Source organism: Agrobacterium tumefaciens (genome assembly GCA_025559845.1).
Lineage (GTDB): Bacteria > Pseudomonadota > Alphaproteobacteria > Rhizobiales > Rhizobiaceae > Agrobacterium.
On sequence record CP048469.1, the window covers coordinates 299,904 to 324,393 of the forward strand.

Annotated in this window: 28 protein-coding genes; 20 read left to right on the plus strand and 8 right to left on the minus strand. The window is 56.7% G+C overall.

The genetic code is table 11. The annotated features are described in order from the left end of the window. Window positions 1-15 precede the first annotated feature (15 nt). The 8 genes from flgG to FY156_01490 form a co-directional block, all read right to left on the minus strand. Window positions 16-804, minus strand: coding sequence for a flagellar basal-body rod protein FlgG (flgG, locus tag FY156_01455; protein UXS00245.1), 789 nt, complete (start codon window positions 802-804; stop codon window positions 16-18). Window positions 805-825: 21 nt separating this feature from the next. Continuing rightward, window positions 826-1,161, minus strand: a complete 336-nt coding sequence (fliE, locus tag FY156_01460) for a flagellar hook-basal body complex protein FliE (protein ID UXS00246.1) — start codon at window positions 1,159-1,161, stop codon at window positions 826-828. After that, window positions 1,158-1,577, minus strand: coding sequence for a flagellar basal body rod protein FlgC (gene flgC / locus FY156_01465; GenBank protein ID UXS00247.1), 420 nt, complete (start codon window positions 1,575-1,577; stop codon window positions 1,158-1,160). Before flgC ends, fliE begins: the two co-directional genes overlap by 4 nt. A gap of 4 nt (window positions 1,578-1,581) precedes the next feature. Further along, window positions 1,582-1,974 (minus strand): flagellar basal body rod protein FlgB, encoded by a 393-nt coding sequence (flgB, locus tag FY156_01470; protein UXS00248.1) that lies wholly within the window; start codon window positions 1,972-1,974, stop codon window positions 1,582-1,584. Between the two features lie 164 nt (window positions 1,975-2,138). Further along, on the minus strand, window positions 2,139-2,699 hold the full coding sequence (locus FY156_01475) for a hypothetical protein (GenBank protein ID UXS00249.1): 561 nt from the start codon (window positions 2,697-2,699) through the stop codon (window positions 2,139-2,141). A gap of 3 nt (window positions 2,700-2,702) precedes the next feature. Then, window positions 2,703-4,097, minus strand: a complete 1,395-nt coding sequence (gene fliI, locus FY156_01480; protein UXS00250.1) for a flagellar protein export ATPase FliI — start codon at window positions 4,095-4,097, stop codon at window positions 2,703-2,705. A gap of 11 nt (window positions 4,098-4,108) precedes the next feature. Next, window positions 4,109-4,843 (minus strand): flagellar basal-body rod protein FlgF, encoded by a 735-nt coding sequence (gene flgF, locus FY156_01485; GenBank protein UXS00251.1) that lies wholly within the window; start codon window positions 4,841-4,843, stop codon window positions 4,109-4,111. A 1-nt stretch (window position 4,844) separates the two neighbouring features. Further along, window positions 4,845-5,624: a DUF1217 domain-containing protein gene (locus tag FY156_01490; GenBank protein UXS00252.1), complete on the minus strand. Its 780-nt coding sequence runs from the start codon at window positions 5,622-5,624 to the stop codon at window positions 4,845-4,847. 180 nt (window positions 5,625-5,804) lie between these two features. Between FY156_01490 and motA the strand changes: the two genes are divergently transcribed. The 20 genes from motA to fliQ all read left to right on the plus strand — a co-directional run bounded on the left by motA (window position 5,805) and on the right by fliQ (window position 24,461). Then, window positions 5,805-6,677, plus strand: a complete 873-nt coding sequence (motA, locus tag FY156_01495) for a flagellar motor stator protein MotA (protein UXS00253.1) — start codon at window positions 5,805-5,807, stop codon at window positions 6,675-6,677. Further along, the gene (locus tag FY156_01500) at window positions 6,674-7,633 is read left to right on the plus strand and encodes a flagellar motor switch protein FliM (protein UXS00254.1); all 960 of its coding nucleotides are present in this window, start codon (window positions 6,674-6,676) and stop codon (window positions 7,631-7,633) included. Before motA ends, FY156_01500 begins: the two co-directional genes overlap by 4 nt. 65 nt (window positions 7,634-7,698) lie before the next feature. Beyond that, window positions 7,699-8,253, plus strand: coding sequence for a flagellar motor switch protein FliN (gene fliN / locus FY156_01505; protein ID UXS00255.1), 555 nt, complete (start codon window positions 7,699-7,701; stop codon window positions 8,251-8,253). Window positions 8,254-8,280: 27 nt separating this feature from the next. Continuing rightward, complete coding sequence (fliG, locus tag FY156_01510) at window positions 8,281-9,324, plus strand: flagellar motor switch protein FliG (GenBank protein ID UXS00256.1); 1,044 nt, start codon at window positions 8,281-8,283, stop codon at window positions 9,322-9,324. Between the two features lie 127 nt (window positions 9,325-9,451). Continuing rightward, a complete protein-coding gene (flhB, locus tag FY156_01515; GenBank protein UXS00257.1) occupies window positions 9,452-10,531 on the plus strand; it encodes a flagellar biosynthesis protein FlhB in 1,080 nt (359 codons plus the stop codon). A 4-nt stretch (window positions 10,532-10,535) separates the two neighbouring features. Beyond that, window positions 10,536-10,973: a hypothetical protein gene (locus FY156_01520; GenBank protein ID UXS00258.1), complete on the plus strand. Its 438-nt coding sequence runs from the start codon at window positions 10,536-10,538 to the stop codon at window positions 10,971-10,973. Between the two features lie 316 nt (window positions 10,974-11,289). Then, window positions 11,290-12,576: a flagellar protein FlaD gene (locus FY156_01525; GenBank protein ID UXS00259.1), complete on the plus strand. Its 1,287-nt coding sequence runs from the start codon at window positions 11,290-11,292 to the stop codon at window positions 12,574-12,576. A 261-nt stretch (window positions 12,577-12,837) separates the two neighbouring features. After that, window positions 12,838-13,488, plus strand: a complete 651-nt coding sequence (locus FY156_01530) for a hypothetical protein (GenBank protein ID UXS00260.1) — start codon at window positions 12,838-12,840, stop codon at window positions 13,486-13,488. After that, entirely contained in the window at window positions 13,485-14,795 is a 1,311-nt protein-coding gene (locus tag FY156_01535) for a MotB family protein (protein ID UXS00261.1), read from the plus strand. The genes FY156_01530 and FY156_01535 overlap by 4 nt, the downstream gene beginning before the upstream one ends. Continuing rightward, the gene (locus FY156_01540; GenBank protein ID UXS00262.1) at window positions 14,792-16,087 is read left to right on the plus strand and encodes a chemotaxis protein; all 1,296 of its coding nucleotides are present in this window, start codon (window positions 14,792-14,794) and stop codon (window positions 16,085-16,087) included. The genes FY156_01535 and FY156_01540 overlap by 4 nt, the downstream gene beginning before the upstream one ends. Further along, complete coding sequence (locus tag FY156_01545) at window positions 16,084-17,457, plus strand: flagellar hook-length control protein FliK (GenBank protein UXS00263.1); 1,374 nt, start codon at window positions 16,084-16,086, stop codon at window positions 17,455-17,457. Before FY156_01540 ends, FY156_01545 begins: the two co-directional genes overlap by 4 nt. Then, window positions 17,405-17,971, plus strand: a complete 567-nt coding sequence (locus FY156_01550) for a lytic transglycosylase domain-containing protein (protein UXS00264.1) — start codon at window positions 17,405-17,407, stop codon at window positions 17,969-17,971. The genes FY156_01545 and FY156_01550 overlap by 53 nt, the downstream gene beginning before the upstream one ends. Before the next feature lie 283 nt (window positions 17,972-18,254). After that, entirely contained in the window at window positions 18,255-18,926 is a 672-nt protein-coding gene (locus FY156_01555) for a response regulator transcription factor (GenBank protein UXS00265.1), read from the plus strand. A 105-nt stretch (window positions 18,927-19,031) separates the two neighbouring features. Then, a complete protein-coding gene (locus FY156_01560) occupies window positions 19,032-20,255 on the plus strand; it encodes a flagellar hook protein FlgE (protein UXS00266.1) in 1,224 nt (407 codons plus the stop codon). 22 nt (window positions 20,256-20,277) lie between these two features. Continuing rightward, complete coding sequence (flgK, locus tag FY156_01565) at window positions 20,278-21,756, plus strand: flagellar hook-associated protein FlgK (protein ID UXS00267.1); 1,479 nt, start codon at window positions 20,278-20,280, stop codon at window positions 21,754-21,756. 3 nt (window positions 21,757-21,759) lie between these two features. After that, window positions 21,760-22,863, plus strand: coding sequence for a flagellar hook-associated family protein (locus FY156_01570; protein ID UXS00268.1), 1,104 nt, complete (start codon window positions 21,760-21,762; stop codon window positions 22,861-22,863). A 34-nt stretch (window positions 22,864-22,897) separates the two neighbouring features. After that, a complete protein-coding gene (flaF, locus tag FY156_01575; GenBank protein UXS00269.1) occupies window positions 22,898-23,242 on the plus strand; it encodes a flagellar biosynthesis regulator FlaF in 345 nt (114 codons plus the stop codon). Continuing rightward, window positions 23,239-23,688: a flagellar biosynthesis repressor FlbT gene (gene flbT / locus FY156_01580; protein ID UXS00270.1), complete on the plus strand. Its 450-nt coding sequence runs from the start codon at window positions 23,239-23,241 to the stop codon at window positions 23,686-23,688. Before flaF ends, flbT begins: the two co-directional genes overlap by 4 nt. Further along, a complete protein-coding gene (gene flgD, locus FY156_01585; GenBank protein UXS00271.1) occupies window positions 23,679-24,146 on the plus strand; it encodes a flagellar hook assembly protein FlgD in 468 nt (155 codons plus the stop codon). Before flbT ends, flgD begins: the two co-directional genes overlap by 10 nt. 48 nt (window positions 24,147-24,194) lie before the next feature. Next, window positions 24,195-24,461, plus strand: coding sequence for a flagellar biosynthesis protein FliQ (fliQ, locus tag FY156_01590; GenBank protein ID UXS00272.1), 267 nt, complete (start codon window positions 24,195-24,197; stop codon window positions 24,459-24,461). Window positions 24,462-24,490 lie beyond the last annotated feature (29 nt).

Sequence of the window (24,490 nt, forward strand, 5' to 3'; positions counted from 1 at the left end):
CCCGCCTTTCCGTTGTTACTTCAGGTTCTTGCTGACAATCGATGCCATTTCGTCAGCCGTGGTAATGACCTTGGAGTTCATTTCGTACGCACGCTGCGCCGTGATGAGATCCGTGATTTCCTTGACGGCATCGACGTTGGAGCCTTCGAGATAGGATTGCTTGATGTATCCGTAGCTCGGATCATCCGGCACGCCGATCACGGCATCGCCCGACGCCGGTGTCTGTGCGAAGAGGTTATCGCCGAGCGGCTTCAGGCCAGCCTCGTTGGCAAAGTTCGCAATCGTCAACTGACCGAGTTCGGTGAACTCCGTTGCGTTACCAATACGTGCCGTCACCTGCCCGGTGCGGGTGATGGTGATGTCGGTGGCGTCAGTCGGAATGTTGACGTTCGGGATGACGTTATAGCCATCAATCGTCACCAGATCGCCGTCGGCATTCTTGTTGAATGCGCCGGCACGGCTGTAAAGCGTCGAGCCGTCGGCGGCTTCGATCTGGAACCAGCCCTGGCCGATGATTGCAACGTCGAGATTGTTTCCGGTCTCGATCAGGTTGCCCTGGGTGTGAATATTGCGGACAGCCGATGTCTGCACACCAAGACCGATATTGGCGCCTTCCGGAACGATCGCCTGGTTGGCGCGGTTCGGCACGCCCTGCATACGCTCAGTCTGATAAAGAAGGTCGGTAAACTCCGCACGTGCGCGCTTGTAGCCGGTGGTGTTGATGTTCGCGATGTTGTTGGCGATGACTTCCAGGTTGGTCTGCTGGGCGTCCATACCGGTCGCAGCGATGGCAAGAGCTCTCATGTCTTTACTTTCCTGCTGGTGCTAGATCTGCATCTTTGTGATGTCGAGGTAAGCCGTGACGATCTTGTCGCGGAGCGCGATTGCCGTCTGCAGCGACTGCTCGGCGGACAACATTGCGTCGACCACTTCGCGGGTGTTTGCTTTGCCCTGAATGCCTTCGAACGACGCCACTTCCGCTTTTTTCAGATTGTTCATCGCGTCGACGGACATGTTGCCGAGAACGTTGGCGAAGCTCATGCCGGTCTGCTGGCCGGGTGTCGTCTGCTGGCTGCCGAGCACGTTTTCCGTCAGGGACGAAACGCTGTTTGCACCACGCGTCAGGGAGAGGGAGCTGAGCTGTTTGATACCGTCAATCATTGTGATGCTTTCAGAAGGTCGATGGTGGAGGCAACGAGGTCACGCGTCTGGCGGATGACCTGAAGATTGGCGTCATAGCTGCGGTTTGCTTCGCGCATGTCTGCCATTTCGATCAGGATGTTGACGTTCGGCATCTTCACCATGCCGTTGCCATCGGCTGCCGGGTTGCCGGGATCGTATTCGTGGGTGAAGTCACCCTTGTCTTCGCCGAGCTTCTTGACCGTGACGCGTTCGACGCCGCTGGCGCGATCCAGCTCGGAACCGAAGGTGACGGTCTTGCGGCGATAGGGATCAGCGCCAGGTGTGTCGCCGGTCGACCGGGCGTTGGCGATGTTTTCCGAAACGATACGCAGACGCGTGGACTGCACTTCCAGTCCGCTGCCGGCGATCTTGCTTGCCGCGCTCAAGGGGTCCATCAGTTTACCTCTTTACCGTCATCAACATCATGCGATGGAAGGATTTGACGAGATTGGCGTTCAGGTCGTACTGACGCTTGATCTCACCGGTCTTGGTCATTTCAGATGCCAGAGCGACCGTGTTGCCGGATTCCTGAATGCCAATTTCGTTGTTGGCCTCCGTATCGCGGACCTCGACGTTTTCGCTGAGATTGCTGGCACCGAAATGGGCAGGATGAGTCTTTGCCATGCCAACCTGCTGATCGGTTGACTGCATGACAGCCTCAAACGGGCTGATATCCTTCGCGCGGAATTTGGGGGTGTTGGCGTTGGCAATGTTGGTCGCCACGACTTCCTGCCGCACGCTCAGCCATTCCGCTTGGCGGGATGCCAGTTCGAACAGTTGAATCGGTTGCATAGACTTCTCCATTTCGTATGGCCGGAACCTACGGGACCAATCTTGCGTCAGACTTACGGAAGAGGTCGAAGATGGAAAAGACGCAGTTCCCTGCCGATTGGCGAGCGTGACAAACAAAAAAGCGCGCCGTTTCAGGGCGCGCTTTTGTTTGAAAATTTAAGGGCTTAGCGTTCGGGGTAATATGTCTTTCCGGCCGATGTCTCGATCAGCCATTCGCCGTCGCGCTGCTCGATCTTGGTCAGCAAAGCGTTGTCTGGAAGTGTTGAACCGATCCGCACCATGTAGAGGCCCGAACCATCCTCGATCAGTGCACGACCGTTTGCGACATGCAGCAGCCGGAACGAGGTCTTGCCCGGGAACGGCTGATCAGCTCGTCCTGCAGCAAGATCGTTCTGTTTCTCCTTGCCGTCTTCACTGACGGTCGCGGTGGTCAGCATATCAGGCAGCTCTACCGGTGGCATATCTGCCTTGTTACGGTTGGTCATTGCCATCGGAGAAACGCTGAACACTTCACGTGGTCCCGTATGCGGCAGGTCTCGTGTGCGGTCACCACTTGCGACCTTCATGCCGAACTTGTCTTCATTGAAAAAGACGTACCAGGGAAAGAAGGCAGCCGCTGCTGCAAGCCCGATACCGGTCCAGGCGAGGATGCGATCGGGGGTGAAAAAGACCTTCTTTGGTAGGTCCGTGCCGTTGTCGATAGTGTTTTTCTGTTGGCGTTTCACGGGTCAGACCCTTCTCTGGTTGGCCTGCGCCTGCATGCCGCCACGCAAGGCGGTTGCCAGATCGGCATAGGCGTCCTCGGCTGCCGGATCGCTCGGAAGCTGTTTCAGCGTTTCGTAGATAATGGGAACCTGTTTGACCGCCATATCGAGATCAGGATCGGTTCCCTGCCGGTAGCCGCCGATGAGGCGAAGATCGCGTGTCTCTTCGAAGCGGTGCACCAGCGCCTTCAGGCGGGATACCAACTTCTCCTGATCCGGTGTCCATGCCTTCTTGGCGAGACGCGAGATGGATGACAACGGGTTGATGGGCGGATAACGCCCTTCTTCGGCGAGGCTTCTATCCAGTACGATGTGGCCATCGAGAATACCGCGGGTGGAGTCGGCGATCGGGTCATTGTGATTATCGCCGTCGACCAGAATGGAAACGATTGCGGTGATGGTGCCGGTGCCTTCGGCGCCAGGACCCGCACGCTCCAGCAGGCGCGGCAACTCGGTAAAGACCGACGCCGGGTAACCACGTGCCACGGGCGGTTCACCAGAGGCAACCGCCACTTCACGGATCGCATGTGCAAAGCGCGTGACGCTGTCGATGATGAGAAGAACGTTGTCCCCCTTGTCGCGGAAATGCTCTGCGATGGTGACAGCGGACAACGGCGCCATCTTGCGCAACATCGGGCTCTCGTCACTCGTCGCGACGACGGCGATCGACTTCACCATATTGTCGCCCATCGTGTCTTCGATGAACTCGCGCACTTCACGTCCGCGTTCGCCGACAAGGGCAATCACTACCTTGTCGAAGGCATCGGCCTTGGCCAGCATCGAAAGCAGGGTCGATTTGCCGACGCCCGAACCGGCGAAGATGCCGAGGCGCTGACCCAGGCAAAGTGGCGAAAAGATATCGATTGCCCGAACACCTGTCTTGAATGGTGTTTCGACCCGCTTTCGCGTCATGGACGGAGGGGCATTGTTGGAAATCGAGCGTCGATCCGTCCCCGAGGACAGGGGGCCGCCGCCATCGATTGGTTCGCCAAGCGCATTGATCGTGCGTCCGCACCAGCTATCGTCGGGTGCAACGCGAAAAGCCCCCTTGCGGATCACCGTGTCGTGGATACCGATAGGCTCGCCCGGCTCGATAGGGCAGACATAGCAGATATCCGGTTCGACACGGACCACTTCGCCGAGATGGATTCCGGTCGCACTGCGATGCGCGACGAACTCGCCAAGCCTGACATGACGCGAAAGACCGGAAACCGTGTAGTGTCCGGCTGCAATTGTCCGCACATGACCGCCCGGAGCAATCGAAAAATCCGGGTTGGCATAGTGTTCCGCCAGACTGGCAAGCTGGGCGAGTTTGGGTGAAATCGCCTTGGCCGAAAGCAGGGAGTCCTGCGCTTTCATCCGTCAAATCCTCAGCGGGCGCCGCCCAGTGTCTTGATGCCTTCAGCGAAGGTGGATTCCGTGTCGCGCATCAACGAAGAGATGCTTTCGAACGCACGGTTGACCTGGATGAGCTGCGTCATCTGCGAAATGCCGTTGACGTTGGACTCTTCGACATAGCCCTGAACGACACCGATCTCGTGATTGTTGGCAACGGGAACGGGCTGTGCGACAGGCTTTACGCCGCTGTTTGGATGGCGCAGGAAACCTTGAGAAAGATCTGCCTGAAAGATGCCGAGCGTTGCGGCGATATTGTCATTCTGGCGGATTGCTCCATCGAGACCGACAGTGATCGGGCCGCCATTCGGGTTCAACTGGATGGGGCCACCGCCCGCGTCGAGAACCGGATACCCGTTTGAGGAAATCAGCGCGCCATCCGGGCGCATGCTGAAGCGGCCATCACGGGTCAGCACCTGGCCATCGGGCGTGTCCAGCGAAAACCATGCGTCGCCCTTGATGGCGAAATCGAAAGAGTTGCCGGTCTGCTCGAAAGCGCCCTGTTGCGTGGAAAGATAGTCGTTACCCTGCGAAACGAACGCGATCTTGGCGTTCATGTCATTGCGGGTCTTGGCAATCATCTCATCGAATTTGACCTCGGAGCCGCGAAAGCCGACCGTGTTCACGTTCGCCATGTTGTCGGAGATGGTGGTGAGACGACGCTCAAGCGCGATCTGCGAGGAAAGGGCGACGTAAAGTCCGGATTGCATATCATTTGCCTCCGAGTTTCAGGGAATTGATGGAAAGCAGCAGGTCCGGCGAGATGCCGTAGCCGCTGGAAGAGCCGAAAACGGCGAGTGGGTCGTATGTTGTCGAAGGATTTTCCATTTCCCACATGATGGTGAAGCGCTCGAGGAGCTTTCCCACCTTCTCGGGGTCTTGCAGATCCTTGATATTGATCGTTTTTTCGATGAGGGCCGACTGTTTGTCGACATCGGTCGCGGCGAACTCGTCGGGCAGGTTGAAAGCCGTGCGGAAGACCTGCGCCAGCGCGTCATCCGCCAGAAAATCCATGCCGGAGGTGATCGTCGGCGCCATCCGCTCGAAATAAAGCGCGAGCCGCACGCCGGTATTGTCGTCGCCGGCCGATTGTTCCAGCGTCGTGCGGTTATATTTGCTGACGACGCCGGATTTCGCCGCGTCCGTCGAGGTTGCCGCTGCACCGTCCGCAGCAAAATTCAGAGATTTCGCCAGGTCGGCATAACGGCTGTCTGACAGCTTGTTGGCAAAGGCGTCCTTGTTGTCCACGCCCTCCGTCAGAACCTTCCGGATGAAGGCCTTGGCATAGGCCATGTCTTCCAGGCCGTGTGCCTTGAGGGCGTAATTATAAAGCCGCGTGTCGGCCATGAAATCGTCGATGGATTTCACGTCCGATATCTTTGACAAATAGTATTCGGTTTCCCGCGCCACATCCGGTTGCTTGGACACGCGGTCGAGCGATTTGCCGATGTCTTGGCTGATCAACTGGTAGCTGGTGTAGGTCGACGTCACGGGGAATACCGTTCTCTTGTTGATGCAAGGCACAAATCTGCCTTTGCACCCATTGTGGCGCCGGTTGCTTGCGCGAAACTGTTTGCCGCAACGGTGATGAACGCGGGCCGCGGACAGGTTCACGCAAGCCACATTTTCTAGAGATGGCCGCATGGAACACTGTTCGGGCGTGGGCGATCAATGAATATTGTAATTGGACTTGTAATCACCTTCGGCTGCATCATCGGCGGCTACATGGCGATGGGCGGTCATCTGGACGTCCTCGTTCAGCCGTTTGAATTGGTGATCATCGGAGGCGCAGGCCTCGGCGGCTTCATCATGGCAAACCCGATGAAGGTCGTGAAAGATTCGGGTAAGGCGCTGGGAGAGGCTTTCAAGCACTCGGTTCCCAAGGAGCGCAATTATCTCGACGTTCTCGGCGTGCTCTATTCGCTGATGCGCGATCTGCGCACGAAGTCGCGAAACGAGATCGAAGCGCATATCGACAACCCGGACGAATCCTCGATCTTCCAGGCGGCACCCTCGGTTCTGAAGAACAAGGAACTGACCTCTTTCATCTGTGACTATGTGCGCCTGATCATCATCGGCAACGCGCGTAGCCACGAGATCGAGGCGCTGATGGACGAGGAAATCGAAACCATCCTGCACGACAAGCTGAAGCCCTACCATGCGATTACGACCATGGGCGATTCCTTCCCGGCCATCGGTATCGTCGCGGCGGTTCTGGGTGTTATCAAGGCCATGGGCAAGATCAACGAATCGCCGGAAGTGCTTGGCGGCCTGATCGGCGCGGCGCTCGTCGGCACCATGCTCGGCATCATTCTGTCCTACTCGATCTGCAACCCGCTCGCATCGCAGGTCAAGATCGTCCGCACCAAACAGCACCGTCTCTATATCATCGTCAAGCAGACGCTGATTGCCTACATGAACGGCTCCGTGCCGCAGGTGGCGCTGGAATACGGCCGCAAGACGATCTCCAACTACGAGCGTCCTTCGATCGATGCCGTTGAGCAGGAAATGATGAATCCTGGCGGCGAAAACAAGGCGGCATGACGATGGCACAAGCGGCACAGCAACACGCACCGACAATCGATTCCGCACTGCTGGCGAAACTCACGGGCGGTCTGTCCGACCGCAAGACGGTCGCCAAGATCGGCACGGACATCGGTCGCCTCTACAGCGAGTTCCTTCCGGATATCTTCCATAGCGAAACCGGAATCGCCATCGAGGTCGAATATGTCGGCTCCGAATCGGGACTGATGACCGATCTGATCGCAAATGTCGGCGAGAATTTCTCGGTTGCCGATTGCTCGCTACGCAACTGGTGCCCCAACTTCATGATGGCGCTCGGCAATGGTTTTGTCATTGCCTTGATGGAACGCATGCTCGGTGCCGCTCCCGACACCATCGGCGAGCCTGATGAGCGCAGCCTGTCGCACATCGAAATTGATCTTGCCGCAATGGTCATGGGTCGCATCGCAGGCGTTCTGCGTTCCGGCGTGAACGCACCTGGTGGTTTTGAGGCGACGATCGATCCGCCTTTCAATTCCAACGGCAAAAGTGCCTTCGATGAGCAACTCGCCGGCCTTTATGGCATGACGATCCGCATGAAGATCGTCATCGGCAAGGTCGCCTCCGAATTCGTTCTTATCGTTCCGCAACGTCCGTTGCTCAAGACGTCCATTGTGGCTCCCAAGCCTTCCGCCCAGGCGTTGAAGAAGCAGGAAGAGTGGATGGACATGATTTCGGAGCAGGTAAAGCGATCGCAGGTCACGCTCGAAGCGCGAATCACGCTCGAGACGCTGACGCTGAAGACGATCTCGAGACTGATGGTGGGCGACGTCATTCCATTCCAGGCCGCAAAACAGGACGATATCGGTGTTGAGGTGAGCGCCAATGGCTCGAAGCTCTACAATTGCGAGTTCGGCAAGTCCGGTGAGCGCTACATGGTTCGTGTCAAAAACAATGTCAGTACGGATGACGAGATCCTACGACATTTGATGAGTTAAAACTTGGCCTACCCTTCGCGGGTTTTGGGCAGGCTGACGCAAGTTTCAAAGGGAATAATCAGCGCATGGCTACGAAGAAAACACCTGTGACCGACGATACGACGCTGCCGTCACTTGATGACGGCAACGATATCGATCAGGCTATCGGCGATCTGCGCGGCGTTCTGAAAACGGACGCGGAAGGCTCTCTTTCCGGTTTTGGCGACTTCGGTGATTTCGGAGACGCAGGCGATGCAGCGCAGGATACGGATCTTTCAGCTTTCGGCGGTGGCGCCGGGAGCTTTGCAAGCGACAGCTTCGCAATGGACGACTTTTCGGCAACGTCCGATGTTGCTGGCGTCAAGGCGCCACTCGGCAGCGGTCTGTCGGACAATCTCGATCTCATCATGGACATTCCGATTGATGTCCAGATTGTTCTCGGCACAAGCCGCATGCTGGTGTCGGGTCTGATGAGCCTCGAGGAAGGCGCAACCATCGCGCTCGACCGTAAGATCGGCGAACCCGTCGAGATCATGGTCAATGGTCGCCGCATTGCGCGCGGCGAGATTACTGTTCTTGAAGATGACGATACGCGCTTCGGCGTAAAATTGATTGAAGTACTGAGTACGAGAAAAGCCTGATCCCTGTGGGGACGGAGAGGAAAGACCATGATGGACTTTGAGGATTTCGGTAACCCTGTGGCGGGGAAGCCGTTGTCTCAGGCCGACAAGGCGGCCGCTGTGCTTCTGGCCATGGGAAAAGGCGTCGCAGGCAAGCTGCTGAAATTTTTCACGCAGCATGAACTGCAGATGATCATTTCCTCGGCCCAGACGCTGCGCGTCATTCCTCCCGACGAGCTGGCTCAGATCGTTGCCGAGTTCGAGGACCTGTTCACGGAAGGAACAGGTCTCATGGACAACGCCAAAGCCATCGAAAGCATTCTCGAAGAAGGGCTTACGCCGGAAGAGGTGGACAGCCTTCTCGGCCGTCGCACGGCCTTCCAGGCTTACGAAGCGTCGATCTGGGATCGGCTTCAGGATGCAGAGCCTGGTTTTGTCGGAAAGTTCCTGCTGCGCGAACATCCGCAGACCATCGCTTATATCCTCTCCATGCTGCCATCTTCCTTCGCGGCGAAGGTTCTTCTGACAATTCCCGAAGAACAGCGTGCCGATATCATGAACCGAACGGTCAACATGAAGGAAGTCAGCCCGACGGCCGCTCAGATCATCGAAAAACGTGTGGTGAACCTCATCAACGAAATCGAGGCAGAGCGGAATGCGGGTGGCTCCACGAAGGTCGCGGACCTCATGAACGAACTCGACAAGCCGCAGGTCGATACCCTGCTCAGCTCTCTCGAAACGCTCAGCAAGGAAGCCGCCAACAAGGTCAAGCCGAAGATCTTCCTCTTCGACGACCTCATGTTCATGCCGCAGCGCAGCCGTGTCATGCTTCTCAACGACGTTTCCGGCGATGTACTCACCATGGCGCTGCGTGGCGCCACGGCCGAGATCAAGGAATGTGTCCTGTCCAGCATCAGCCCGCGTCAGCGCCGCATGATCGAATCGGACCTCTCCGTTCCGCAGGCATCGATCAACACCCGCGAAGTTGCCATCGCCCGCCGCGCCGTCGCACAGGAAGCCATCCGTCTGGCGAATTCCGGACAGATCCAGCTCAAGGACGTTGCCGAAGCCACCCAATCGGCAGCCGCCTGAGCGGAAGCCGGTTGATAACCCGGCCGTGTACCGGGAAGGGCGTTGCGATCCGCAACCCTGATCGTTAGTTTCCTGACAACGGGCCTGCCGGTATCGGTGGGCCCTTTTTTATCGCGGGGAACGGGCCGTGTCGGACGAGGACAAGGACAGTAAAACAGAAGCCCCCACGGAGAAAAAAATCCGTGATGCGGCCGAAAAAGGCAATCTTCCGTTTTCCAGGGAAGTGCCGATCTTTGCATCCTCGCTCGCCTTTTACTGCTATCTCGTCTTTTTCCTGCCTGAAGGTGCCGGGCGCATCGGCGAAACGTTGAAAGACCTTTTCGGTCAGCCGGAGCAATGGAACCTGAGTGCCAGCCCGGATGTAACGTCCCTGCTGTTCTTTCTCGGCATGGCAATCGCCAATCTGCTCTTGCCGGCCATGTTGCTGTTCATGGTTTTCGGTCTGGCTTCATCCATTTTCCAGAACCTGCCGTCACCGGTGCTGGAACGGGTACGACCGCAATGGTCTCGCGTGTCCCCGGCGGGAGGGTTCAAACGCATCTACAGTGTCCAGGGTTTTGTCGAATTCGGGAAGTCTCTTTTCAAGATCCTGATTGTCTCGATCATCATGTTCTTCGCGCTGCGCGGAGAATATTACAACATCATCGATCTGATGTTTTCCGACCCTCAGGTCATTTTCGTCAAGCTGATCGAGGTCGTCAAAAAAATGATGATCGTCATTCTGCTGTCGACGGCACTTCTGGCGGCGGTTGACCTGTTGTGGACGCGCCATCACTGGTTCAGCCAGTTGAAGATGAGCAAGCAGGAAGTGAAGGACGAATTCAAGCAGTCGCAGGGCGACCCGGTCGTCAAATCCCGCCAGCGCTCGATTGCCCGCGATCGTGCTCGCCGCCGCATGATCAACAATGTCCCACGCGCCACGCTGGTGATCGCCAACCCGACGCACTTTGCGGTGGCACTCCGTTATGTCCGCGAAGAAAGCGACGCGCCGATCGTCGTCGCCAAGGGGCAGGACCTTATCGCATTGAAAATCCGTGAGATTGCGGAGAAGAACGATATCCCCGTTTTTGTCGATCCTCCGCTTGCGCGCTCCATGTTTGCGCAAGTCTCGACCGATAATGTGATTCCACCAGTCTTTTACAAGGCTGTGGCTGAACTCGTGCATCGGGTTTACGCCAGGAAATCACCGAAATTACGGGTTCAATAATTAGATGAAAAAATGCCCTTATTCTGAACAGCGAGAAATGATCGTAGCAGAGGCTATCAACCCTGTAGCGACGGAATTGCGCCTGCTCGATCCGGCTGATTTGATTTCATTGCTCCGTTTCGAGTGCTACGGCAGTATCGCCGACCTCGTGTCTTCGGCTGCGGAGCTTTATTACCATCCCGGCACCATCAATTTCGGTGCGGGTGGGGAATATAAATTAGAATGGGAAGGCGTTCCCGAAGTTGTTATCGATCTGGAATTGAAACCACGTGGCGCCACTGTCTATGCGCAATTGACGCTCGCCGCAGAACATGCGGCAATTGAAATCAATCATATTTCCTTCCAGAACCCATCGGATAATCCGGACGAGAATACGGAGTTTCTGCGTCGCAGCTTCCGCGAGGCACGTTTTGTCTCCAGTCGTCAGGGCGAGGCGGCCTGATTCTCTTCAGGTTGTATGGTGAAAAAATGCTGCGCCTGCCGCGTGTGTCAGGCGCAGTCTTCGTTTGTGGAGCGATTTCTGCCTCACCACAGGCTCTAGCTTGCCTGAAACCTTCGGCATTGATTGAATCTACTAACGAAAATTAAGGAATGGCTTGCAAATCGGCTGAGTTGTTTGTTACGTATCGAATTAACGATTTGTTAACGAACGACAGGTCGCGATGGCGGTTTCAAGCCATCGCTGATGCGCATGATGCTTCTGGTCGTTTCCGGCAAGGCGCCGGATTTTCCCTGACAGTACGAACTGAGCGGAACTCATGACCAGCATTTTGACCAATGCGGCAGCTATGGCTGCGCTGCAGACCCTTCGCATGATCGACAAGAGCCTTGAAACGACGCAGGCGCGCGTTTCCTCGGGCTATCGCGTCGAAACGGCGGCCGACAATGCAGCCTACTGGTCGATTTCCACGACGATGCGGTCCGACAACACAGCGCTTTCCGCAGTGCAGGACGCGCTCGGTCTCGGCGCGGCGAAGGTCGATACCGCCTACGACGCGCTTGAAAGCACCATCGAAGTCGTCAAGGAGATCAAGGCAAAGCTGGTTGCCGCCTACGGCGTCGGCGCTGATCGCGGCAAGATTCAGGACGAAATCGAGCAGCTCCAGGAACAGCTGAAAAGCATTTCCGAATCGGCATCGTTCTCCGGCGAGAACTGGCTGCAGGCAAGCATCAGCGATGGCGGTACGCCGCCTTCCGAAACGCCGATCACCAAGAAGGTTGTCGCGTCCTTCACGCGGACCGGTTCTGGCAGCGTTGGCGTCACGACCGTCAACTATGTGCTTGATAGCAGCGCCGTCCTGTTCGACCTCAGCGGTGGAAAGTTCGGCATTCTGGACAAGGACGCGGTTTTTGTCGCCAACGACGAATATCAGGTTCACCAGACGTCCACCGATACCGGTGTCACGTCCTCCACCGGATACGTCGTTCCGAAGCTGACGGATGCGCAAATCGGCGCTTTGGGCACGACGGACACCAATACCGATCCATCGGTTTATAGCGATGGCACGAACAATTATCTGCGTCTGGCTGAAAATGTCTGGGTTCCGGTGACCACCACCGATCCTTCAAGCGGCACGGCAACCGTGTCGCCGGCCTACACGGATACGGGTAACACCGCGTGGTTTTACGATACGTCTGCGGCCTCGCTTTCGTCCGATCGGACGCTGAGCTTCTCCGTCTCGACGATGTCTCTCGACAAGCTCGATGTCGTTGCCGCAGCCATGAGCGCATTTACCGGCGGCACTGTCACCTATACCGACGCAGACGCGATCGATGTGATGATGTCCTTCGTTGACAAGCAGCTTGAGGCGATGACCAGCACGGCCTCCAGCCTTGGTTCTCTGCAGAGCCGTATCGACATGCAGGAGAACTTCGTTTCGAGCCTGATGGACGTTATCGACAAGGGTATCGGTCGTCTCGTTGATGCTGACATGAACGAAGAATCGACCCGTTTGAAGGCGCTTCAGACGCAGCAGCAGCTCGGTATCCAGGCTCTGTCGATCGCAAACGCGAACGCCGAAAACATTCTTCAGCTCTTCAAATAAGCGGCTCGCGCGCGGGCAAAGGCGCCAGCGCGTGGCTGAACTGAGAGCCAGAGGAAGGAAACGGCCTCATCTTCATCCTCGCACAAGTTTGGACACCTAACGTCATTGCAATGTCGAATAGGCCGCTATGTGCGAACTGGCGGGAAGTGTCGTTGAAGAGACGGGCAAGGTAGCAAGAATGACGGTGATGCCGCTGAACGGCTTTGATCGCAAACAACAAGATGAATGCCCGTCCGCCGGCCTGATATCCGGAGGTCGGGCATGAGTGCTTCGATTTCGCGATATCTGAAGGACTTTGGCGATACCCAGCCAAGCAGTCTGCCTTTTGCCGATCACGCCGCAGATACGGACGGTTTCCCGGATTTTCCGGAAATCTCGTCGGATTTCGGAAGCTCTGAAACGGTTGATCCCGAAAGTGAAAAGCGTGACGCCTACGCCAAGGGTCACGAGGACGCGACCCGTGAACTGACAGAGAAGATGCAGGCTGAGCGCGATGAACTTGTCGCTGCTCACGCAGCCGAGCTTGAGACGCTTCGTTCAGCCTATCTCGAGGAATTGGCCGCCCGTATCGATTCGCGACTGCGTGAAGGCATCAATGCCATTGCTGCAAATCTGAGCGAGCAGACAGCCGGTATTCTGGCACCGGTTCTTTCCGACAAGCTGTCTTCGAAGGCAGTTTCGGCATTGGCGGACGTCGTTCGGACCTCGATGCCGGATGGTGAGGCCGTCACGCTTGTCGTCAAGGGACCGAAGGTTCTGTTCGAGACGCTGAAAGCGCAACCGGGTTTTGAAGAAGTCGGGATGAAGTTTACCGAAACCACAGATGTCGATCTTTCTGTCGAGGTGGATGAAAGCGTCTTCGTGACGCGCATGTCCGCCTGGGCCTCCAGCCTTCGCAAGGTGATGAAATGAGTGAAGGCGAAAATCACCACCACGGCAAGAACGAGATCATCATCGTCAAGCGTCACAAGGGTGACCATGACGGCGCGCATGGCGGCGCCTGGAAGATCGCTTATGCCGACTTCATGACGGCGATGATGGCCTTCTTCCTTGTTATGTGGCTGGTCAATGCCGCAAACGAGGAAACCAAGGCTTCTGTTGCGAGCTATTTCAACCCGATCAAGCTTTCGGATGAAAAACCAACCTCGAAGGGGCTGGAAAAGCCGGTGGACAAGGCGGAAGGCGTTGAGAAAAACGAACGCTCCGACACCAAGGCCGAGAAAGTCACGAATGGATCGTCTGCAGCGACCGGTGAGGATTTGACCTCGCAAACCGGCGAGCAGGCCAACTACTCGGAAGCGGACTTCTTCGAAAATCCATATTCGGTTCTTGCTGAAATCGCTCAGGAAGTTGGCCAGCAGGCAAATGTCAGCGCCAAGGGCGAGGGCGGCGCTGCCGATTCCGGCCCTGCGACCGGCGCCAGTGGCGGCGAGGCTTATCGCGATCCTTTCGATCCGGACTTCTGGACGCAGCAGGTCAAGATCACCCGGGCCGAGCAGCAGCCGCCTCAGCAGCAACAGCAGTCTGAGCAGCAAACTGAGCAGGCCGAAGTGTCTGTTGCCGAGAAGCCTGCAGAGAATGTTGCGACGAGCACGGATGTGGCCGCGGCGCATGACGAGCAGCAACAGAAGGTAGAGGGTGAAAAACCTGTCGAAATGGCGGTCGCCGTGCCCCAGCAAAGGCCTGACACGGCCGAGCAGGCTGAACTTGCCAAGGAAGACGCGGCCGCTCAGCCTCCGGCAACAGCCGAACAGCAGGAGAAGGCGGATGATCTGCGCGAAGAAATCGAGAAGCAGATCTCCGGTGTCACCGGTAGGCTTGCTGAAGGACTGGTGGTCACTCCTGCCGAAGGTGGTTTGTTGCTGACAATCTCCGATCAGGCGGAAACGCCGATGTTCAATGTCGGATCTGCTGTGCCGAAGCGCGAAATGGTGCTTGCCATGGAAAAGATTGGCAAGCTCCTTCAGGAACGTGGTGGCAGCGTGGTCATTCGTGGTCATACCGACGGGCGTCAGTTCAAGACCGAAGCCAATGACAACTGGCGACTTTCGATGGACCGTGCCCACAGCGCCTATTTCATGCTGGTTCGCGGTGGCTTGACGGAAGAGCGCGTGAAGCAGGTCTCCGGCTTTGCGGATCGTCGCCTGCAGGTGCCGGCCGATCCTTTGGCGGATGCCAACCGGCGCATCGAGATTCTGCTTGAGGCTGACCGGGGGTGAGTGTGACCAGATCCTCGAAACACTGGCTTCTTCTGGCGACCGTGCTCTGCGGTCTTGGTACTGCGCCTGCAAGGGCGCAGGCACCGTCGCAGGACAATCTCGCGCCATATTCGATGATGCGATCCCTGCAATTCGTGCAGGATTCGGTCGCAATGGGCGACCATTCTGCTACCGAAATGCAGCGTTTTCTGCTCCAGACAATCGATGAGCGTCTGAAAAGCGCGCCTGCGGCCATATTCAAAGATCCGCGCAACGTTGACGCAGCTCTTGTCTACGCCATGAGCGGTGGCAACCCCGCGACACTGGAATTGCTTGTCGCTCGCGACGTGGATGGCAATTTTGACAGCCGCGTTGCCGATGTGCTGCGCAAATACCTGTCCGGCAAGGGCACGCTCGTGGCGCATAGCATTGCGGCGATGATACCCGAATATCGTGGTACGTCTCTGGGTGCCTATCTCGCTCTGATCGGCGGTAACGTCACGATCCCGAGAGATCCTGTTGCCGCTCTCGGCTTCTACGATATCGCCCGGCTGGAAGCGCCTGGGACGATTGTCGAGGAGGCGGCGTTGCGCCGTTCGCTCGCCATTGCCGTCGAAGATGGTGATGCGAGGAGAGGTTTTCTCTATGCCCAGCGTTACGCGCGTCGGTTCCTTCATTCGCCCTATGCGAGCCAGTTTGCGGACCTGTTGGTCTCGTTGGTGGTAAAGCGATCGGATTCGATTACGGAGACGGAAATAAAGGAAACCTTCGCGCTGATGGATGCCGAGCGGCAGAAGGAAGCGTATCTGCGTCTTTCGCGGCTTGCGGCCATCAGCGGTAAGGATTCGCTCGCGCGTATGGGCGCGCTGGCAGCGAAGTCCTTGTCTCCGGTCATGCCTGATTCACCGGAAGCGCAGGCCAATCTTTACGAAAGCCTGTCGAATATCGGCACACCCGACGTGGTGAGTGCGATTGAGACAATCGGGCAGATCCCCGAAGCGCAGCTTTCCGAGCGTGACAGGGCGTTGCGAGACGCCGCGAAGGCGATTGCCGAGCAGGTGGTGCGCCCACCATCGATAAACGATGGGCGGCCGCAGGCAAAAGCGGCGGACGAAGAGGTGGTTGCCAAACAGGCGGGCGAGCAGGGCGCTCCGGAAGCCGGTTCGGCGGACGCTGCAGCCAAAGGTATATGGCGCAGTGGAGAACACAAGGCGGATGATCAGAGCGAAGGCGTCCGGCAACTCGTGACGAGTGGCCGAAGCAAGCTCGATGAAATCGATAGCCTGTTGAAAAAAGGCGAGGGGGCCCCATGATCGAGGCAAATATCAACGCGATAATGAACGCACCGTATTCCGATCCGCGGGCCGCCAATTCATCGGCGAAAGAGGACGGAAAAGGCGGTAGCTTCGGTGACGCCCTGTCGACGGTCAAGGATGACCGCCCCACGCATAGCTCACACGCGAAGCCCGAGACGGATGCCAAGGCGTCGGAGCGCCCGCAAGGCGAGACGGATGATGCTGCGGAAAAGCCGAATGCTTCAAGCCGACGCCCCGCCAGCTTTCTGGACGTGATTGCAAACGAGCAGGCAACCGAGGGCAAGGATACGCGCCTGGCCGTTGAGCTGCAGAAAGCGGCGAAGCCTGACCGCGCGTCGCAGGAAAACGGCAAGACGGGCAAGAGGGACAAGGAAAAGTCCGAGAACGAAACAACCAAAGCAGAGGCGAAGAGCGCCCACGCGGATGTCGCTGTCCCCGAGATCCTCGTCATACCGAACGCCAATACAGCCGCAACAAGAAGCCCTCTCGACGATATTGCCCAGGCGCTGACTGGCAAGGTGGATACTGCCAGGTCCCAGAAGACGGGCAAAGGTGACGACGCCAGGGAAAAGGCCGATCCTTCCCTGAAGGATCTTTCGGCTGCGCTCAAGGTTGCCGGCAATGATGAGCAGGCCGATACAGATAACAGTGGTGAGACTGGCGACTTCCGCTTTGCCTCCTCCAAGTCTGGGGCGGCGCGATCTCTGGACATGAGCACGGTTCAGCGTGATGCGCGGGTTGATTTCGACGTCAAGGAAAGCAGCGGCAAGTCAGCGGAGACGGTGACCGTGCTTGATTCACGGCGTTTCATTGGCCTCGCACCCTCTACCAACGCGTCGGCTTTGACAGGTCTTATCGCCAATGATCCGGAATGGGTCAGCGCGATGCAGCCTGGATCGTCGCTTTCCAACGCGGCGGCACAGTCCAGCACCGGTCAGGTCGTGCATACGTTGAAGCTTCATATGACGCCGATTGACCTCGGTTCTGTCACGATGTCGCTGCGTCTGTCCGGCGATGAGCTCGCTGTTCACATGACCGTCGACAGCATGGCGGCCTATAAAAAGCTTCAGGACGACAGCAAAAGCATTCTGGATGGTCTGAAAGCACAGGGACTGACGGTCGATAGCATCTCGATCAGCATCGCTTCTTCCGACAAGAGTGACCAAACTGGCACACAATCCAACAATCAGCAAAATCAGCAGACGCAGCATCAGGGCCAGCAGGCCGCAGACGGTCGCAACCGTGGCGAGTCTGGCGCCCGCGGCGGACAGCAGGGCGACAGAGATTTTTCGGGGGTGCGCAATGAAGGTATGGATGGCTCTGCGGGTTCTGCCCGTGCTGCTGGCGACACTGGCGTTTATCTCTGACGACGCCCACGCTTCGGCGACATCGGGTGTATGCGAAAGAGAAATTCAATCCGCTGCCCACAAGTACGGGGTGCCGGAAGGTATTCTCTATTCCGTTGGCTTGACAGAAACGGGTCGAAAGGGCCGACTCGACCCTAACGCTATGAATATAGAGGGGAAAACGGTCTTCGCCGGCTCAACGGAAGAGGCTCTGACAACGTTCGAGGCGGCAAAACGGTCCGGCGCGAAGCTGATTGATCTTGGCTGCATGCAGATCAATCACTATTTCCACGGCGAAAATTTCACCTCGCCGCGCGACATGTTCGATCCGAAACGTAATGTGGAATACGCGGCGATGTTCCTGCGCAATCTCCACAACAGGCATGAAACCTGGACCATGGCAGTGGCCCGTTATCACGCCGGGCCGAACAACGACCCTGCTCAGAAGAAATATGTCTGCCGGGTGATCGCCAATCTCGTGGCGACGGGTTACGGAAAATGGACTCGCAATGCGAAAGATTTCTGCGACGGATAACAACCATTGATTGTCTTTTTGGGGTCCTGGTCCGGTAACCCTCAATGTGGCGACAGAAAGACAAAAAAATGGCGATGCAAGTCGCATTTTAATGAATTTTGAATTTTTTACACAAAAATTTTGTACCAATATTGGTTAATGGCTACTATATGTAGATCAAATCGGGACGAAATGGTTAATCAATTATTAATTTCTGCAGATGATTTCCTACAGTTGTCGCTGAATCCCTCGATTCGTACGAATGCCGCATCGGAAAACACCACACTGATTCGGAGGCGGACGAATGATCGTAGTGGTTGATGAGCGCGAGCTCGTTAAGGACGGCTATACTTCTCTATTTGGGCGCGAGGGCATTCCCTCGACGGGGTTTGACCCTGTCGAATTCGGGGAATGGGTCTCGACAGCGGCAGAAAGCGACCTCGCAGCAGTGGAGGCGTTTCTCATTGGTCAGGGCGACAGGGACTTTTGTTTGCCTAAGGCGATCAGAGATCGCTCGACGGCGCCGGTGATTGCAGTCAGCGATCAACCGTCGCTCGAGGCAACGCTGGCACTTTTTGACAGCGGCGTTGACGATGTAGTTCGCAAGCCTGTGCACCCACGTGAAATCCTTGCCCGTGCGGCGGCGATCCGTCGGCGGCTTCAGGTTATTTCGAACTTCACGGATGCAGGTCCGATCCGGGTATTCTCGGACGGTCGCGATCCGGAGGTGGGCGGCGAGGTCTTCCCGTTGCCGCGCCGCGAGCGTCGCATTCTGGAATATTTGATTGCCAATCGCGGTCGTCGCGTTTCCAAGGCGCAGATCTTCAATGCGATCTACGGCATCTTTGATGATGACGTCGAAGAGAACGTCGTAGAAAGCCACATCAGCAAGCTTCGCAAGAAGCTGCGCAAGAAGCTCGGCTACGATCCGGTCGATTCCAAGCGGTTCCTTGGCTACAGCATTGATTGGCAATAATTTTCACTAATCGCCGTGGTCTTCCTGAAACGCGGCGTTTCAGACAGCTTCACGCAAGCCCCAAGCTATACCTTCTCCCTGAAAGATGACCACGAGGGTTTTTGAATGAGTATTTTCGGCACTATGCGGACTGGCGTGTCCGGTATGAATGCGCAGGCAAACCGTTTGGGGACGGTTGGTGACAACATCGCCAACTCCAGCACGGTTGGCTACAAACGCGCTTCTACGGCGTTCTCGTCGATGGTACTCCCATCCTCGGCAGGGAACTACAACTCCGGCGGTGTTAGCTCCAACGTTCGCTACAGCATTTCGGAACAGGGCGGTTTCTCCTACACGTCCTCCCCGACTGACCTAGCGATCGATGGTGATGGCTTCTTCATCGTCACTGCGTCGAGAGACCCTGACGCGCCGCAGTACCTGACGCGTGCTGGTTCCTTTACGAGAGAGACTGTGGAAGAGCCTGCAGGCTCGGGTATCTACAAGACCTTCCTCAAGAACTCTGCTGGTTATTACCTGTTCACGCCATCGCAGGCGACAGCTTCGAACAACCGTTTCCCGGGCAGCGTGGTCGAAATTCCCGGAGACGACATCCAGGCAACGCCGTCGACATCGGGTGCACTGTCGCTCAACCTGAACAACGAGACGGCCGTTGGCGGCACCTTCAAGACCTCGCTCACCGGCTACGGTTATCAGGGCAAGGAAATTGTCTACGACGTTACCTACACGAAAACCGGTGACAATGCCTGGACCGTATCCGTTACGGACACGGGCACCGGGACTGAGGTGATTCCTGCGACGCCAATCACCTTTGATCCTTCGACGGGTGCAAAGGTAACCGGAACGAACGACATCCTGACCATTCCTGCGGTTGCTGGCCGTAACGCTGCGATCTCGCTCGATATCAGCGGTGCCAAGCAGCTCGCTTCCAAAAGCGACATCATCTCCGGCGGCTTGAACGGTAGCGGCGCTGCCTCGGTCACGGAAGTCGTCTTCAATGAAGATGGCAGCATCGACCTGAAGTATGACAACGACGCCATCGTTTCGACAGGCAGCAGAATCATGCTCGCCACGGTTACGAGCCCTGACAACCTCGTGCCGATCAACGGTAACGCCTATAGCGCAAGCAACACGTCGGGTGTTCTGATTGCCAATGATCCGGGCTCCAAGGGCACCGGCAACCTGCTGATCAGCACGCTCGAGACCTCCAACGTCGACATCGCGAATGAACTCACTGAAATGATTGAGGCGCAGCGAATCTACTCCGCCAACTCCAAGGTTTTCCAGACCGGTTCCGAGTTGCTGGACGTGCTGGTCAATCTGAAGAGATAGTAATTCCCAAGAGGACAGATGAATGTCGCTCATGTCAGCAATGAATACTGCGCAGTCGATTTTCAATAATACGGGTAAGCAGACGGAAGTAACTTCGAAAAACATTGCCAATGTCGGCAATGCGAACTACGTCAAGCGAACCGCCATTCTTGGCACGACTATGTATGGTGCGAATATTGTCACCAATGGCCGTGCCCAGAATGAGAGCCTTCTTAGGCAGACAATCGCCAGCTCATCGCTCGCTTCGGGGCAGTCGACCGTTCTCGGTGGGCTCGAGGAGATGAAGAGCATTTTCGGTGGCAACGACTACGAAAGCTCGCCAGCAACCTACATGAGTGCGTTGCTGGAAAGCCTCGAAGGATACGCCGCCAAGCCAAGCGACTCCGCGCTGGCCGCGACGGCGGTAACGTCGGCCATTGATGTTGCCAACTCCCTGAACAAGGCTTCCCAGGAGCTGCAGTCAATTCGCCTGCGCGCCGACAAGGAAATCGTCCTTCAGGTCGACAAGCTCAACAGCCTTCTCTCCGACTTCGAGACTGCCAACAATGCGGTCAAGGGTGCAACGGCGTCTGGCCGTGATCCGAGCGATGCGCTAGATCAGCGTGATGCGCTTCTGAAGGAAATCTCCACGATCGTGGGTGTTTCCGTCGTGACGCGCGACAACAACGACATTGCTCTTTACACCTCGCAGGGTACCACTCTGTTCGAGACGATCCCGCGCAAGGTCACGTTTACGCCGCAGACGGCGTACGACGCGAACACGACAGGCAACTCGATCTTCATCGATGGCGTTGCGGTCAAGGCCGGTGATGGCAGCAACACCACGGCGGCGGGTTCGCTGGCCGGGCTTTTGCAGATCCGCGACGATTACGCGCCGACCATGCAGAGCCAGCTTGATGAAACGGCGCGCGGTCTTATCACCATGTTCGCTGAGAAGCCCGCCGACTCCACGAGCGGTCTTCCCGATATGCCGGGCCTCTTCACCTACGGTTCTCCGCTGGCAACGACCATTCCGGCTGATGGAACTGTATCGCCTGGCCTCGCAGCCAGCATTACCGTCAACCCCGCGTTAATTATTTCGCAAGGTGGCAACCCGGAATTGTTGCGTGATGGCGGTATTAACGGTACCGATTATGTCATCAATACTTCGGGCACGGGTGGAACCGGGTTTTCCAAGCTGATCGACAGCTATGTGACGGCCTTCGATGCACCGATGAACTTTGACGCGTCGACGCGTATCGATACCAATACCAGCATTCTGAAATACGGCACCAATTCAATGGGTTGGCTGGAACAGGAGCGGTCTGGGGCGACTTCGGCATACGAAGCAAAGAGTGCGCTTTATGAGCGTTCTTCCACGTCCTACTCGAACAACACCGCAGTCAGCCTGGATGAAGAACTCTCGCTGCTGCTGGATATCGAGCAATCCTACAAAGCCGCGACGAAACTGGTGAGCACCATCGACGAGATGCTTCAGTCGTTGATGGATATGGCGAGGTAAACGATGAAAACGTCCTTCATTTCATCGCTGGCGATGCAGAACAGCATGCGCAGCACCATTCTCAAGGCTCAGCTTGAGATGACCAACCTCAACACCGAGCTGACAACGGGCAAGCATGCGGATATCGGTTTGGCGCTTGGCGCCAACACGGCGCGCAGCCTTGATCTCAACCGCGATGTCGCACGTCTGACATCGATTGCAAGCGTCAATTCCATCGCAACCCAGCGTCTTGAAGCGTCGCAGGCGGCACTCGACAGCATGGCCAAGGCCGCTCAGGAGATCCAGAGCGTTCTGGTGCCGAACACCAGCGCCGAACCTCCGACACTTTCGACGGTTGTGCAGACCATTTCGAACGCGTTCAACAACTTCACCAGCTTTGCCAACACGGCTGTGAATGGCGAATTCCTGTTCTCTGGCATCAACACCGACGTGAAACCGGTCGACGATTATTTTGCCGACGATTCGAAGCTGAAGGCTGCCTATAACGTCGAACTGAATGCGTTCATGGCGTCGCAGACGCCGGCAGTTGGCAACATTGCAGACCTGTCCAAGGAACAGGTCAGCGAGTTCATGACCCACATCGAAGGTGTATTCGCTGGCACCACGACGGTCACCAACCCGCCGCATACCGACCTGACGGTCGGCCAGGACTATGATTTCTGGACGACGTACGGTTCGCAGGCGAGCGACACGAACATGACCAGCCGTATCACTCAGAATGAGGTCGTGGAGACATCGACCAACAGCAATTCCGAGGGAATGCGTTATTTCGCGATGACGGCAATCACGTCCATGACCTTCCTGGACGAGAACGTTGACAGTGAAATTCGCGAAATGGTCGCTACGCAATCTGTCACGAACATCAACAAGGCCATCAGCGGCATCAATCAGCAGCAGAGCAAGCTCGGTCTCTCGGAAAGCCGTGTTTCCAAGGCAAATGATGCTCTGGCAGCCCAGAAAAAAATCATCGAGACCCATTTGCTGGATCTCGAGGGGATCGACACCTACGAGGCGAAAACCCGTCTCGATCTCCTCCAGCAGCAAATCGAAATCGCATACAGCCTCACGTCGCGTCTGCAGCAAATGAGTCTGGTAAACTATCTCTGATGATCAGAGGTGGCGGCAGATAAAGGATACATGAATGTACCAGTTTTCCTACGCCGAAATCATGGAGGATGGTGTCGCCGACGCGAAGGATCGCGAGCGGCAGGCGTTGACCAAATCGATCGATCTGCTGGCAGAGGCAAGGGACTCGACCTCGCAGCGGCATACGATCGAGGCGCTGTTTTACACGCGCCGGGTCTGGATTCGCTTCATTGAAGATCTCAAGCAACCAGACAACCAGTTGGCAACCGAACTCAGAGCCAATCTGATTTCAATCGCAATCTGGATTTTGAAAGAGTGCGAACTGATCCGGAAGCGCCAGTCTAAGAACTTCCAGGGCATAATTGACGTGACAACCATCATCAGGGATGGACTGAAATGAAAAGTACACTTCGAATTTCGCTGAAATCGGGCGAAAAGATTTTCATCAACGGCGCAGTTCTGCGTGTTGACCGCAAGGTAGCGCTGGAATTCCTGAACGATGTCACGTTCTTGCTTGAAAACCACGTGTTGCAGCCTGAGCAGGCGACGACGCCGCTGCGTCAGCTTTACTTCATAGCGCAGATGATCCTCATCAACCCGGAAGGGCGCGAGCAGTCTACCAACATGTTCCGCAAGTCCGTGAGCATGCTGCTGAACTGCTTCCAGCACGAAGAGGTCCTGGCGGAACTCAAGCGTATCGACGCGCTGGTTGCGACCGGCAAGGCGTTCGAAGCGCTGAAGGCGATCCGCGGTCTCTACCCGATCGAGGAAAAAATCCTCAGCAATCAGGAAATGGCTCCCGCAACGATTGAACAGATTCGCAAGGAGATCGCACCATGGCGGTAGATGCAGTTAGTTCGACAGCGTCGAACCCCTGGGCCAACGCCGGGGCAAGCAGTTCCGACAGCAGCGCAGCGTCGCTGAACTACGACAGCTTCCTGAAGCTTCTGATCGCCCAGATGAAAAATCAGGACCCGACCGAGCCGATGGATGCGAGCGCGCAGATGTCGCAGCTCGCAAGCTTCTCGCAGGTCGAACAGTCGATCAAGACGAACACGCACCTGAAGAGCATGCTGCAGGCTGAAGCGTTGACGCGTGCATCTGATCTCGTAGGCAAGACCGTCAAGAGCGCCGACGACAAGGTGACGGGCATCGTCAAGGAAGTCGAAGTCTATGCGGATGGCGTGATCGCCATCACCGAATCCGGTGATAAGGTTCTGATCCAGGCGGGCGTCACCTTCTCCAACACTGCAAGCAGTAGTACAACAACGGAGACCGAATCGGACACTTCGACCGATTCCTGATAAGTGAAGGCGGCAGGACGCCGCCTTTTCGGAACAAAGGATGCGACGATGAACGAGGCCGATGCGCTTGATATCATGCAGGCGGCAGTCTGGACGGTTCTCGTCGCGGCCGGTCCCGCCGTTTTGGCGGCGATGGTCGTCGGCGTCGTCATCGCCTTTATTCAGGCTTTGACCCAGATCCAGGAAATGACGCTGACATTCGTACCGAAGATCGTCACGATCATGGTTGTTCTCGGGGTCGCCGCTCCCTTTGTCGGCGCTCAGATTTCACTGTTTTCCAATCTCGTCTTTTCGCGCATCCAGTCCGGCTTCTAAACCGGGCAATGCGCTTGTGCCATTTTCGC

What these genes read in the sequence shown, in the direction of transcription:
- flgG (UXS00245.1), bottom strand. Translation starts at nt 804, where the DNA reads ATGAGAGCTCTTGCCATCGCTGCGACCGGTATGGACGCCCAGCAGACC.
- fliE (UXS00246.1), bottom strand. Translation starts at nt 1,161, where the DNA reads ATGATTGACGGTATCAAACAGCTCAGCTCCCTCTCCCTGACGCGTGGT.
- flgC (UXS00247.1), bottom strand. Translation starts at nt 1,577, where the DNA reads ATGGACCCCTTGAGCGCGGCAAGCAAGATCGCCGGCAGCGGACTGGAA.
- flgB (UXS00248.1), bottom strand. Translation starts at nt 1,974, where the DNA reads ATGCAACCGATTCAACTGTTCGAACTGGCATCCCGCCAAGCGGAATGG.
- fliI (UXS00250.1), bottom strand. Translation starts at nt 4,097, where the DNA reads ATGAAAGCGCAGGACTCCCTGCTTTCGGCCAAGGCGATTTCACCCAAA.
- flgF (UXS00251.1), bottom strand. Translation starts at nt 4,843, where the DNA reads ATGCAATCCGGACTTTACGTCGCCCTTTCCTCGCAGATCGCGCTTGAG.
- motA (UXS00253.1), top strand. Translation starts at nt 5,805, where the DNA reads ATGAATATTGTAATTGGACTTGTAATCACCTTCGGCTGCATCATCGGC.
- FY156_01500 (UXS00254.1), top strand. Translation starts at nt 6,674, where the DNA reads ATGACGATGGCACAAGCGGCACAGCAACACGCACCGACAATCGATTCC.
- fliN (UXS00255.1), top strand. Translation starts at nt 7,699, where the DNA reads ATGGCTACGAAGAAAACACCTGTGACCGACGATACGACGCTGCCGTCA.
- fliG (UXS00256.1), top strand. Translation starts at nt 8,281, where the DNA reads ATGATGGACTTTGAGGATTTCGGTAACCCTGTGGCGGGGAAGCCGTTG.
- FY156_01520 (UXS00258.1), top strand. Translation starts at nt 10,536, where the DNA reads ATGAAAAAATGCCCTTATTCTGAACAGCGAGAAATGATCGTAGCAGAG.
- FY156_01525 (UXS00259.1), top strand. Translation starts at nt 11,290, where the DNA reads ATGACCAGCATTTTGACCAATGCGGCAGCTATGGCTGCGCTGCAGACC.
- FY156_01530 (UXS00260.1), top strand. Translation starts at nt 12,838, where the DNA reads ATGAGTGCTTCGATTTCGCGATATCTGAAGGACTTTGGCGATACCCAG.
- FY156_01535 (UXS00261.1), top strand. Translation starts at nt 13,485, where the DNA reads ATGAGTGAAGGCGAAAATCACCACCACGGCAAGAACGAGATCATCATC.
- FY156_01545 (UXS00263.1), top strand. Translation starts at nt 16,084, where the DNA reads ATGATCGAGGCAAATATCAACGCGATAATGAACGCACCGTATTCCGAT.
- FY156_01550 (UXS00264.1), top strand. Translation starts at nt 17,405, where the DNA reads ATGGCTCTGCGGGTTCTGCCCGTGCTGCTGGCGACACTGGCGTTTATC.
- FY156_01555 (UXS00265.1), top strand. Translation starts at nt 18,255, where the DNA reads ATGATCGTAGTGGTTGATGAGCGCGAGCTCGTTAAGGACGGCTATACT.
- FY156_01560 (UXS00266.1), top strand. Translation starts at nt 19,032, where the DNA reads ATGAGTATTTTCGGCACTATGCGGACTGGCGTGTCCGGTATGAATGCG.
- flgK (UXS00267.1), top strand. Translation starts at nt 20,278, where the DNA reads ATGTCGCTCATGTCAGCAATGAATACTGCGCAGTCGATTTTCAATAAT.
- FY156_01570 (UXS00268.1), top strand. Translation starts at nt 21,760, where the DNA reads ATGAAAACGTCCTTCATTTCATCGCTGGCGATGCAGAACAGCATGCGC.
- flaF (UXS00269.1), top strand. Translation starts at nt 22,898, where the DNA reads ATGTACCAGTTTTCCTACGCCGAAATCATGGAGGATGGTGTCGCCGAC.
- flbT (UXS00270.1), top strand. Translation starts at nt 23,239, where the DNA reads ATGAAAAGTACACTTCGAATTTCGCTGAAATCGGGCGAAAAGATTTTC.
- flgD (UXS00271.1), top strand. Translation starts at nt 23,679, where the DNA reads ATGGCGGTAGATGCAGTTAGTTCGACAGCGTCGAACCCCTGGGCCAAC.
- fliQ (UXS00272.1), top strand. Translation starts at nt 24,195, where the DNA reads ATGAACGAGGCCGATGCGCTTGATATCATGCAGGCGGCAGTCTGGACG.